The sequence below is a fragment of the Sinorhizobium chiapasense genome (assembly GCF_045277575.1).
Taxonomy (GTDB): Bacteria; Pseudomonadota; Alphaproteobacteria; order Rhizobiales; family Rhizobiaceae; genus Ensifer; species Ensifer chiapasense_A.
On record NZ_CP144206.1, the window covers coordinates 743,090 to 754,816 of the forward strand.

Annotated in this window: 9 protein-coding genes; 2 read left to right on the plus strand and 7 right to left on the minus strand. The window is 62.6% G+C overall.

What is annotated here, in order from left to right:
• Positions 1-692: 692 nt before the first annotated feature.
• Positions 693-2,051: a sigma-54-dependent transcriptional regulator gene (locus QM996_RS22245; RefSeq protein WP_334198217.1), complete on the minus strand. Its 1,359-nt coding sequence runs from the start codon at positions 2,049-2,051 to the stop codon at positions 693-695.
• Positions 2,048-3,874 carry a sensor histidine kinase gene (locus tag QM996_RS22250; RefSeq protein ID WP_334198218.1) on the minus strand — a complete coding sequence of 609 codons (1,827 nt, stop codon included), beginning with the start codon at positions 3,872-3,874 and terminating at the stop codon, positions 2,048-2,050. The genes QM996_RS22245 and QM996_RS22250 overlap by 4 nt, the downstream gene beginning before the upstream one ends.
• A gap of 239 nt (positions 3,875-4,113) precedes the next feature.
• Between QM996_RS22250 and QM996_RS22255 the strand changes: the two genes are divergently transcribed.
• Positions 4,114-5,046: a VOC family protein gene (locus tag QM996_RS22255; protein ID WP_247959652.1), complete on the plus strand. Its 933-nt coding sequence runs from the start codon at positions 4,114-4,116 to the stop codon at positions 5,044-5,046.
• Positions 5,047-5,213: 167 nt separating this feature from the next.
• On the plus strand, positions 5,214-5,816 hold the full coding sequence (locus QM996_RS22260) for an alpha/beta hydrolase (protein ID WP_334198219.1): 603 nt from the start codon (positions 5,214-5,216) through the stop codon (positions 5,814-5,816).
• A 73-nt stretch (positions 5,817-5,889) separates the two neighbouring features.
• Here the strand turns inward: QM996_RS22260 and QM996_RS22265 are convergent, their stop codons facing one another.
• From QM996_RS22265 to QM996_RS22285, 5 genes are read right to left on the minus strand one after another with little or no spacing between them, the layout of a single operon-like run.
• Positions 5,890-7,002 carry an ABC transporter permease gene (locus QM996_RS22265; RefSeq protein ID WP_334198220.1) on the minus strand — a complete coding sequence of 371 codons (1,113 nt, stop codon included), beginning with the start codon at positions 7,000-7,002 and terminating at the stop codon, positions 5,890-5,892.
• A gap of 1 nt (position 7,003) precedes the next feature.
• Positions 7,004-8,152: an ABC transporter permease gene (locus tag QM996_RS22270; protein ID WP_334198221.1), complete on the minus strand. Its 1,149-nt coding sequence runs from the start codon at positions 8,150-8,152 to the stop codon at positions 7,004-7,006.
• Positions 8,149-9,876 carry an ATP-binding cassette domain-containing protein gene (locus QM996_RS22275; RefSeq protein ID WP_334198222.1) on the minus strand — a complete coding sequence of 576 codons (1,728 nt, stop codon included), beginning with the start codon at positions 9,874-9,876 and terminating at the stop codon, positions 8,149-8,151. The genes QM996_RS22270 and QM996_RS22275 overlap by 4 nt, the downstream gene beginning before the upstream one ends.
• Positions 9,873-10,880, minus strand: coding sequence for a secretion protein HlyD (gene hlyD / locus QM996_RS22280; RefSeq protein ID WP_334198223.1), 1,008 nt, complete (start codon positions 10,878-10,880; stop codon positions 9,873-9,875). The genes QM996_RS22275 and hlyD overlap by 4 nt, the downstream gene beginning before the upstream one ends.
• Positions 10,877-11,581, minus strand: a complete 705-nt coding sequence (locus QM996_RS22285) for a CerR family C-terminal domain-containing protein (RefSeq protein WP_334198224.1) — start codon at positions 11,579-11,581, stop codon at positions 10,877-10,879. The genes hlyD and QM996_RS22285 overlap by 4 nt, the downstream gene beginning before the upstream one ends.
• Positions 11,582-11,727: the final 146 nt, after the last annotated feature.

Here is an 11,727-nt window from a genome sequence, read left to right on the forward strand (position 1 = left end):
GCTTTGCCTGGCATGCTAATCGACAGGGACGCGAGCGATCGCGTCCCTGTTTCTGTTGTGCGCCCAGCATGGGCGCATTCTTGTGGGTGAAGTCCCACCGTAAGCTGGTCATGGCGAGCGAAGAGAAGCGCAACTGCGTGAGGGTGACCGAGCGTGGGGAGGAAGCGTGGATCGCAACTGCGGGCCGATGAACAAGAACCGGATATGAGGCGATGCCGAGCAGGGCGAGCGGCAACAAACCGCGAAGCTCTCGTGACCAAGGGTCGGTGGCGTAAATCCGGCGGTCGTGCAGTGAAGGAATGCGTTCTTACCTGGGGAGATCTCGCCTTGTGCCTGAAAGGGCGACGGCGTCGAGCCGGAGCGAGAAGTCAGCAGAGGCGGTAGTAGGGAGCGCCTTGGCGCGAACGAAGGGCCGAACGAGAAAGAGTGAAGTTCCTCCGAGGATGAGCAAGGCCATGCGTCAGATGCCGGGAGCGCCCGGGAGATTGGAGAAACAAGCGGGTGAAGCCCGTCGGAGCTCCAATCTTGACGAAGCCGAGCCCCCGCCACGGAACGGGAACGACACAGGCCTAACCTCAATCTCTCGAACCGCCCGGTGCGGACCCGCATGCCGGGTGGTGTGGCAGGGGTGCGATCACATCGATCGCCCCCTATGCCGATTTGGGCTTTTCCGGTTTACGCGCCGACTTCGGTCAGAGTTCGCCTTCCGTCGAGAAGTCGGCGGCGACGAGCTTCTTGTCGAGCCCGAACTTCTGCATCTTTTCGTAGAGCGTCTTGCGCGAGATGCCGAGCGATTCATAGACCGGCTTCAGGGCACCGCCATGGGCGGCAATGGCGCTGGCGATCAGGCTTTTCTCATAGGCGGCGACCTTGTCGGCAAGTCGCCCGCTATCTTCCTTCGCGGCATCGTGCGCCGCCGCATCTAGGCCGAGGACCAGACGCTCGGCGGCGTTGCGCAGTTCACGCACATTGCCCGGCCAGTCGCGCTCTGCCATTTCCGCCAGCATGGCTTGCGAGACCTCCACCTCGTCCCGGCCGTAACGGGCCGCGGATTCCCTGACCAGTTGCAGAAAGAGCAGCGGGATGTCGGCACGGCGTTGAGCGAGCGAAGGAACCCGAAGGGTCGCGACATTGAGGCGATAGAGCAGGTCTGCCCGGAAGCGCCCTGCGGCAACTTCCCTTTCAAGATCGACCTTGCTGGTGGCGATGAAGCGCACGTCCAACGGCACGACTTCGTTTGATCCGAGCCGGGTGATGACGCGTTCCTGCAGTACGCGCAGAAATTTCGCCTGCAGATCGAAGGGCATCGAGCCGATTTCGTCGAGCAGGATCGTGCCGCCGCGACCATGCTCGAACTTGCCGTAGCGCGGTCGGATAGCGCCGGGGAAGGCACCGGGCTCGTGGCCGAAGAGCTCGCTTTCGATCAGATTTTCCGGCAGCGCCGCACAGTTGATGGCGATGAACGGGCTGTTGGCGCGGGCGCTGAGATCATGCAGCGTGCGAGCGAGCACCTCCTTGCCGACGCCGGTGTCGCCGATGATCAGTGTGTCGGCGTCGGCGGCGCCGATCGCGCGGATACGATAGCGCAGATCGACCATGACCTGGCTTCGGCCGGGAAGCCGCTGCTCAATGTCGTCACGTTTGCCGGCCACTGCCTTCAGCCGCCTGTTCTCGAGCACCAGCGTCCGCCAATCGAGCGCCCGGCGGATCGTGCCGGCAAGCATCTGGGCTGCGAAAGGTTTTTCAACGAAATCATAGGCGCCCTCACGCATCGCGCGTACGGCAAGCTGTACGTCGCCGTGGCCGGTGACGAGAATGACCGGCACCTCGGCATCGATCTCGCGGACGCGCTGCAGAAGGGTCATGCCATCCATGCCGGGCATCCGGATATCGCTGATCACGACACCGGCAAAACTGAAACTGATGAATTCCAGGGCGCGTTCGGCTGCCGCAAAGGTCTCGACGCGAAAACCGGCGAGCTCCAGCGCTTGCGCACTCGAATGGCGCATATCCTCTTCGTCATCGACGAGCAGGATCCGGCTCTCGATCATTCGGCAGCCTCCCGGGCATTGTTGTTTTCGATGGCGAGTTCGATGCGGAACTCGGCGCCACCTTCCGCGAGATTGGTGGCGACAAGGCTGCCGCCGAAATCCTTGATAATGTTATAGGAAATCGAGAGGCCGAGGCCCAGCCCCTTGCCGACGCCCTTGGTGGAAAAGAACGGATCGAAGATGCGTTCGGCAATCGCCGGGGGGATGCCCGGCCCCCGGTCACTGATCGTCAGAACCACCTTGCCGTCTTCCCGCCGGGCACGAAGGCGAATGGTCCGGTCATCAAGCCCCTCGACCGCATCGGCCGCATTGGAGATGATGTTGACAAGCACCTGCTGCAAGCGGACGGAGCCGGCGCGCACGACGAGCGGTGCTTCGCCGAGGTCGATGTCGATGCTTGCCGCTGCGGCCTTCAGCCGAACCGAAACGATCTCCATCGTATCGCGCACCACCTCCTCGACCGGGACCGGCCCAAGCTTCTCGTTTGGTTTGCGGGCGAAGTTGCGCAGGTGCTTGCTGATTGCCGCCATGCGATCGACGAGCCCGGAAATACGCCGGATATTATCGCTCGCCTCGTCGGAGCGACCCCGTTCGATCAGCAGTGCGGCGCTATCGGCATAGGTCTTGGCGGCGGCAAGGGGCTGGTTGAATTCATGCGAGAGCGCCGCGGACATTTGCCCGAGGCCCGCCAGCTTGCCGGCCTGGATCAGATCGGCCTGGGTCCGGCGCAACTGCTGTTCTGTCAGTCGGCGCTCGGCGATCTCCTCCTCGATCTGGGCATTGACGCGCGCAAGGTCGGCGGTCCGTTCGTCGACACGGCGTTCAAGTTCCGCTTGCGCTTCCGCCTGCATCGAGATGCGTTCGTTGAGGCGGGCACGCCGTTGCAGGATAATGGCCACGCCGAGGCCGGCGAGGCAGATCAACAGAAGGGCGGCGGCGACTGTCGTCAGCGCTTGCGTGTAGGCCGAGGCCGTATCCACCAGGACGTTCACGGTCCAATCGGCATCGGGCATATATTGCGAAAGCACGAGATATTCGCGGCTTGAACCGTCGGAGGAGACGGTCATGAAGCGGTGGTCGGGCGAGTTGCTCTCCGCAATAGGAAGCGGTCGCAAGATGGTGTCGGCGTACCGCCTCGAGGCTTCGGTGCGCGCGAGCCGCTCCGATGTCAGCGGCAGGATGGAGGAATAGAGCCAGTCCGGGTCGCCGGACATGAAGATGATGCCTTCGGGGTCGGAAACGAAGATCCTGTATTCGCCGCCTTGCCAGGAGGCCTCGATGCTTTCGACATCGACTTTGAAGACGATCACGCCGCGGATTTCGTCGCCGATCTGGATTGGTGAGCCGAAATAGTAGCCGCGCTTCAGCGACGTGGTACCAAGCGCATAAAACCGCGACTGCTGTCCGCGAAGCGCTTCCTGGAAATAGGGGCGGTAGCTGAAATTCTGGCCGACGAAGCTCGTCGGCCCGTCATAATTGCTGGCCGCGATCGTATCGCCGTCCGGTGTGATCACATAGATATCAGAGGAGTGGAGCAGGCCGTTGATGTCTTTGAGATAGGCGTTCACCGCCTCCCGCAGTCGCCGGTCGCGCGGGCGGGTAACGAGTTCCTGGACATCCTCGTGATCGGCGATCAGGGCAGGCAATGCCTGATAGCGATTGAGATGGCCGTCGAGTGCAGTGACGGCGAGCCTAAGAGCGGTGGTCGCCTGAGCGGTCGCCTCGCGGAGATAGCCGTCGGTCGCGACTGCATAGCCCTTCCAGGCCAATATCGCCGCAAGCAACGGCAACAGCAACAATCCAGAGACCAAGCGATATTTCACAGAATGTCCGCGCGCCTCCTCGCGTGCTTGCGACCACTTGCCGCGCGGTGATCTTAAGCATCGGCGCAACGCGTCACAAGCGCAGCGCTGCCGGGTCTGTACTTGTTGACGAGCAGCCGGCGCCGTCAATGAAATGTTGACAATGCGTTTGGCCGTGGCCGGCTTTCGCTGCGGGCTGGAAGAGCGCATCTATGACGCAACGGAGCGCCCGGTGGCGCCGGAGAGAAAGGATCACGGCAATGCTCAATCAGATCAAGGGTCTGCATCACGTCACCTCGATGGCCGACGATGCGCGCGAAAACAATCTGTTCTTCACCAAGTCGCTCGGCCTGCGCCGCGTCAAGAAGACGGTCAACTTCGATTCCCCCGATGTCTACCACCTCTATTATGGCGACGAGGTCGGCACGCCCGGCACGGTCATGACCTACTTTCCGTTCCCGCAAATGCCGCGCGGCCGCGCCGGCACCGGCGAAGTCGGGACGACTGTTTTCTCGGTGCCGCAGGGCTCCCTCGGCTTTTGGAAAGATCGCCTGACGACATTGGGGGTAACCGGTCTCAAGGATGAAGAGACCTTCGGCGAGAAGCGCCTGAACTTTGCCGGTCCCGATGGCGACGGCTTCGCCCTCGTCGAGGTCAAGGACGACCAGCGTACGCCATGGACGGAAGGCGGCATCTCGGCTGATCATGCGATCCGCGGGTTCCATTCCGCAGCACTGCGCCTTCGCGACGAGGGCGCAACGGCCGAGCTCCTGAAGTTCATGGGCTACGAAGAACTCGACCGCAAGGACGGGGTCACGCGCCTGATCGTACCCGGCGGCAACGATGCCCGCGTCATCGACCTCGAGACGATGCCGAATATCGGTCGCGCTTCCCAGGGCGCCGGTTCGGTGCACCATATCGCGTTTGCCGTCGAGAATCGCGAGAAGCAGCTCGAAGTGCGCAAGGCCCTGATGGACACCGGCTACCAGGTGACCCCGGTCATCGATCGCGATTATTTCTGGGCGATCTACTTCCGTACGCCGGGCGGCGTGCTGTTCGAGATTGCCACCAACGAGCCCGGCTTTGATCGCGACGAGGACCTTGCGCATCTCGGCGAGGCATTGAAGCTGCCGCAGCAGCACAAGCACCTGCGCCCGATCCTGGAGAGCCATCTGCAGAAGATCGACGACTAGCACAGTCAACACCGAGGGCTCGCCCCGCCGGCGGGCCCTTTGCAACATTGGAATGCCCGGCAGATCATTCACAGTTTCGTCGAAACAGTGGATCTAACTCTTTGAAACAAAGCACTTCCGATAGCGAGCTCGTCAGGAGTTCGCCGGAATAGCGCCAGGAGACAAAAATGGTCGACTTTGGCTATGTCCACAAACTGAAGGCCGGCAAGCCCGGTCAGCCGATCTTCTTCGTTTTCCACGGAACCGGCGGCGACGAAAACCAGTTCTTCACCTTCGCGTCCGAGCTCTTGCCCGATGCGACGATCGTCTCGCCGCGGGGCGACGTATCGGAACATGGGGCTGCGCGCTTCTTCAAGCGCACGGGCGAGGGTGTCTACGACATGGGGGACCTCGCACGTGCCACCGAGAAGATGGCGGCTTTCGTCAAGGCGCTTGCCGCGGAGCATCAGGCTTCGCAGGTGATTGGCCTTGGCTATTCCAATGGCGCGAACATTCTTGCCAACGTGCTGATTGAAGAGGGTGTCTTCGACAAAGCGGTGCTCATGCATCCTCTGATCCCGTTCCGTCCAAAGGACAATGTGGGTCTCAAGGGGCGCAGAGTGCTGATTACGGCCGGGGAACGTGATCCCATTTGCCCGGCCCCGTTGACGCAGGCCCTGGCGGACTACTTCCAGGGGCAGGGCGCGGCGACCGAAACCGAATGGCACTCGGGCGGACACGACATCCGCCAGAACGAAATCACCGCGATCGCACAGTTTCTGAAGGAGTAGTGCTTTTGCGGCCGAAAGGAGTCGCTTCAGGCAATTCCGGCCGCAAAACCCCGTCTTTGCTGGAATTACCTGGCTATTCCAGCCGGCGGCGAAAAAGCCACGAGGCGGCCGAGAGGGTGACGATGGCGATCAGCAACAGCGGGATCGTCTGTCGCGCCACCTCGACCGCCGGTATGTCCTTCAGGAATACGCCCTTCACGATGACGAGGAAGTAGCGCAGCGGGTTGATATAGGTGATCGGCTGCAGCCAGGTGGGCATGTTTTCGATCGGCGTCGCGAAGCCGGAAAGCAGCATTGCCGGCACCATGAAGAGGAAGGCGCCGAGGATCGCCTGCTGCTGCGTCATCGACAGCGCCGAGATGAACAGGCCGAGGCCCACGACGGAAGCGAGGTAGAAGACCGCGCTGCCGTAGAGCAGGAACAGCGAGCCGCGCAGCGGTACGCCGAAAATGAAGACCGCCGCCAGAATGTAGATCGTGATGTGGAACAGGCCGATCATCATCGGCGGGATCAGCTTGCCGATCAGAATTTCGTGGGTTCGAAGCGGCGAGACCATGAGCTGATCGAAAGTACCAAGCTCGCGTTCGCGCGCGATCGACAGCGCGGTCACGATCAGGCCGATCAGGAGCGCGATGCTGGCGACGAGGTTCGGCACCATGAACCATTGATAGGTGAGGTTCGGATTGAACCAGTTACGCGCCACGACCGCGATGGCGCCGGATGCCATGCGCTTGCCGGCCGGTGTCTCGGCTCCCAGTGTTCCGACGATGCGCCCGAGATAGCCGGAAACAATCTGCGATGCGTTGGAGCGGCGTCCGTCGAGAATGACCTGTACCTCCGCCGGCCGGCTCGCCTCGATGTCGCGCGAGAAGGTGGGGCCGATTTCGATTGCGGCAATGACCTTTTGGGTGTCTATCGCCACACGCACCTCGTCCGGACTGTTGGTGAAGCGGATGCTGCGGAAAGTCGGCGCGCCGTCGATCTCGCGGACGAGATCCTGGCTCCAATGGCCGTTGTCGCGGTTCAGCACCATGATGTCGACATTCGTCACCTCCAACGTCGCGGCATAGGAAAACACCAGAAGCTGGAGGATCGGCGGGACGATCAGCACGGTGCGCCCCTTTGGGTCGCGCAACACCGCCAGCAACTCCTTGACGATCAGCGCCTTGAGCCTTGTCCACCACATCTTAGCCAATCCTCTTGCGGGTGCTGCGGGCGGCGAGCGCGAAGAAGACGCAGCCGATTAAGAGCATGACGGCGATGGCGCGTGTAAACATCGGCCAGATGTCGCCGGCAAGGAACACGGTCTGCAGGCTAGGGATCAGATAACGGGCCGGCACGATGAAGGTGATCCATTGAATAACCGTCGGCATCGAATTGATTTCGAAGAGAAAGCCGGAGAGAAGGAAGGCCGGCAGGAAGGCTGAGATCAGCGCGAGCTGTGAGGCGAGAAACTGGTTCTTCGTCGCCGCCGAGATCAGCAGGCCCTGGCCGAGCGCCGGCATCAGGAAGGTTGCCGAGAGCGCATAGAGCGCCGCGATCGACCCGCGGAAGGGAACGCCGAAGAGGAAGACGGCGAGCAGCACGCAAAGCGTCATCGACGTGAGCCCAAGGATAAAATAGGGCAGCAGCTTTCCGGCCAGCAGTTCGGCGGCCGATACGGGCGTTGCCATCATCGCCTCCATCGTGCCGCGCTCCCATTCACGGGCAACGACGAGCGAGGTGAGTAGCGTGCCGACGAGTGTCATCACGATCGCGATCGACCCGGGCACAAGGAAATTCCGACTGGTCAGCTCCGGATTGAACCAGAAGCGCTGCTCGGCCGAAATCGCCGGCGGCCGGCCGCCGCCGTCACTCAAGCGCTGGCGCTCCCAGTTGGCAAGGGTCGCCTGGGCGTAGTTCTGGACGAAATTGGCGGTGTTGGGGTCGGAGCCGTCGACGAGCACCTGCAACGCCGGATGCCGTCCCGCGGAATGATCCGCCGTGAAGCCGGCAGGGATCACGACGATGCCGCGCACGTGGCCGAGCACAAGGTCCTTTTCGAATTCACGCCGGTCGCGGCCGACCGTTACCTTGAAATAGCGGGAAGCCTGAAAACCCGCGGCGAGATCGCGCGTCAGCGGTGCCTCTTCCTCGATGACAAGTCCGACGCGGGTCTGGGTCGTATCGAGCGAGACGCCGTAGCCGAAAAGAAACAGGAGGATCATGGGCAGCACGAAGGCGATCAGGATGCTACTCGGGTCGCGGACGATCTGATAGCTTTCCTTGCGCACCAGCGCGGCAAAGCGACGGGCCCGGGCGGCGCGGCTTTCGATGTTGGAGGATTGCGCGCTCATGCCGCCTTTTCCTCCGAACCCTGAACCAGGGCGATGAAGGCATCCTCCATCGTCGGGTCCGGCAGCTTATCATTGGCGACCTGCGCCTTCAATTCGTCAGGTGAGCCGAGTGCGATCGACCGGCCGCGGTAGATCAGCGAAATGCGGTCGCAATACTCGGCCTCGTCCATGAAGTGGGTGGTGACGAGCACCGTCACGCCTTTTTCGACCAGGCCGTTGATGTGGGTCCAGAATTCGCGCCGGGTGATCGGATCGACGCCGGACGTCGGTTCATCGAGAAACAGCGCTTCCGGCTCGTGCAGCACGGCACAGGCCAGCGCCAGCCGCTGCTTGAGGCCCAACGGCAGATCCTTGGCCGACATGCCAAGCAGGCGGTCGAAGGCGAAGATCTCGATCATCAGCTGGATACGTTCGCGCTTGCGGGCGCCGGATAACCCGTAGACGCCGGCAAAAAAGCTGAGATTCTGGGCGACGCTGAGGTCGCCGTAGAGCGAGAATTTCTGCGCCATGTAACCGAGCCGGTTGCGTGCCTCGGCCGCGTCGCGGCGCAGATCGAAGCCGGCAACACGGCCTTCGCCAGCCGACGGTTTCAGCAGCCCGCAGAGCATCTTGAACGTTGTCGACTTGCCGGCGCCGTTCGGGCCGAGCAGCCCGAAGATCTGGCCGCGCGGAATATCGAAGGTAATGTCGTCGGCCGCCGTGAAGTCGCCGAAGCGTTTCGTCAGCCCGCGTGCCTCGATGACGGGTTTGCTGCTCTCCATTGCAAAGGGTGTCTGGGTTTCCGCCAGCCGCGAGCGGCCGCCAGGCCCACCGCCGAGCATATCGATGAATGCATCCTCGAAGCGGGGCGCGGTGACGGTCACACCAGGCGCTGACGAACCCTCGTCCGGCGTTGGTGGTTTGGCGTCCGGCTTCATGACCAGGCGGATCGCTTCACCCTGAATGACGCCGTCGACGACATCGTCCTCGTCGAGATAGCGCGCGAGCTTCTGGCGGCGTCCATGTGCGATCCCGGAAACCTTGAAGACCCGGTCGGCGACGCGATCGGTCAGTTCTAAGGGGCTGCCGGAAAACAGCAGCTCGCCCATATTGAGCAGGAGCACGCTGTCGCAGGCCTCGGCCTCTTCGAGATAGGCGGTGGACCAGACGACGCCGATGCCTTCGGCCGTCAGGTTTTCGACCATCTTCCAGAGGTCTCGACGGGAGATCGGGTCAACGCCGACACCCGGCTCGTCCAGGAGGAGCAGGCGGGGCTTGCGCAGGAGCGCACAGGCAAGGCCGAGCTTCTGTTTCATGCCGCCGGAAAGCTTGCCGGCAAGCCGTGCGGTAAAGCGCTTGAGATCGGTGAATTCGAGCAGTTCGTCGAAGGTCGCGGTGCGCTCGGCGAGCGGCAGGCCGCGCAGATCGGCGTAAAGGTTCAGGTTCTCCTGAACGGAAAGATCCTCATAGAGGCCGAAACGTTGCGGCATGTAGCCGATGGCCGCCTGGATGTCGGCCGCATTCGTGACCGTGTCGAAACCGAGCACCTCGACCTTTCCCTCGTCCGGCAGCATCAGCCCGGTCATCAGCCGGATCAGCGTGGTCTTTCCTGCACCGTCAGGACCGACGAGCCCGGTGATCCGCCCGCCGAGGATTTCGCCATTGATATGGTCGAGCGCCGGTGGGGCATCACCGAAGCGCTTGACCACATCCGCGATCCGGACGAAGGGTGCGTTGTCGCTCATCGCTTGGCCCCAGCCTGTTCCGGCAGCCGCACGGTCACCGGCATGCCCTGCCTTAGATCCGGGCCAGGCCTGTCGACGACAATACGCAGGCGATAGACGAGGTCGGTCCTGAGCTCCGGCGTCTCCACCGACTTCGGCGTGAATTCGGCCACCGGCGAGATGAAGCCGACCGTCGCCTTGTAAGGGCGATTCGGGGCGCCGTCCGACGTGACCTCGACGGGCATGCCGGGATGCACGCGGCCGAGGTCGGGCTCGGCGACATAGGCCCGGACCCAGACGGGCTCGTTCAGCGAAACGACATAGACCATGTCGGATGGCGCGACGATCGCGCCGACTTCGCGGACCCGCGAGAGGATCGTACCAGTGCTCGGCGCAAGAAGGCGCGTGTCGGCGAGCGATGTTCGGGCACTCTCGAGCTTGGCTTCTGCCGCCAGGACCTGTGCCTGAGCTGCCTCGATGTCTTCGATCCGGCTTCCTTCTTCGAGCAGGGCCAGGGCCTCGCGGGCGGACGTGGCGCGCGCTGCGGCCGCGGCCCTGTTGGCGCTCGCCTCGTCGAGGTTCGCCTGGGAGATGGTACCGTTCGGCCGCAACTGCCGGGCGCGCTCAAAGGCAAGGTCGGCATTCTTCAGATCGGCCAGCCGTTCCTCATGGACGGCCCGCGCCTGGGCGATTTCCGTAGGTCGTGCGCCGGCCTTCAGTTTTGCGAGATTGGCCTTGAGCGCGCCGAGTTCGGCTTCCGCCGCCGCCACTGCTTGCTCGAACGGAATGGCGTCGAGGGTGGCGAGAACGTCGCCGGGTTTCACCGCATCGCCTTCGTCGACGCCAAGGCTCGCAATGCGGCCATTGACGCGGAAGCCGAGCGAGACCTGGCGGATGTCGACATTGCCGTAAAGCACCGAGGTTCGTTCTGTGGCGGCCCAGCCGAGTTGCCGCGGCACATCGAACCACCACGCGCCGGCGGCGGCGCCGGCGAACAATAGGAGAGCGATTGCTGGCTTGTTCATGGCTGGCGCTCCTGCTGGCCGCCGAGTGCTGCGACGAGTTCTTCTACGTGGCGACGCAGAATATCGAGCTCGTCGCGACCGACAGCCTGCCAGTTCATCTGGCGGAGCATGGCCGCGTGGGCCATGCGGAAAACGAGGATGCTGCCGACGAAGGACAGGGTCTTCAGCCGGACATGTTCGGATTGCGGCGGTTCTGCGAGGATTGTTGCAACCAGCCTGCCGGCCATGCCAATCATCGGACCCATGACATTGGTGTAGACTCGTTCGAACGCCTCGGTCGGCTCCATCTGTTCGCGAATGATGAAGCGCGCCCAGCTTTCCGACTGCCGGCTGACGAAGATGGCGACCATGTGTTGCGCCATCTGGGTCAACAGGTCCCGGGCTTCCTCAGTCGACATTGCCTTGCCTTCGCTGTCGAGGCGGGCCAAGCGCTCGAGGATCACGTTTCGAAGTTCACTGACATGTCCAACAATGATCGACGCAAGGTGTTCTGCGGCAGCGATGTAGAGGCCTTCCTTGCCGCCGAAATAATAGGGGATCGCCTGCAGGTTCACGCCGGCGGTTTCCGCAAGCATGCGCGTGCTGGCGCCGTCGAAGCCGTAGCGCCCGAAGACATCGATGGAGCTCGTCAGAAGTTTCTCACGCGTGACGTCGCCGCGATCCTGCTTCGGTGTTTGTGTGGTGGATTTGTTTTTCATCATATCCTGAAATTACATCATTCCATCGATTAAGTCAATCGAATGAATTTGAAGTATTGTGCGCGATAGGGAGTTGGTAGCTCGTAGCGCCGGACGATCGGCGAACGGTCGGTTGCCCCGGCCGGGATCCAGATGGCAACGCAAAGAGC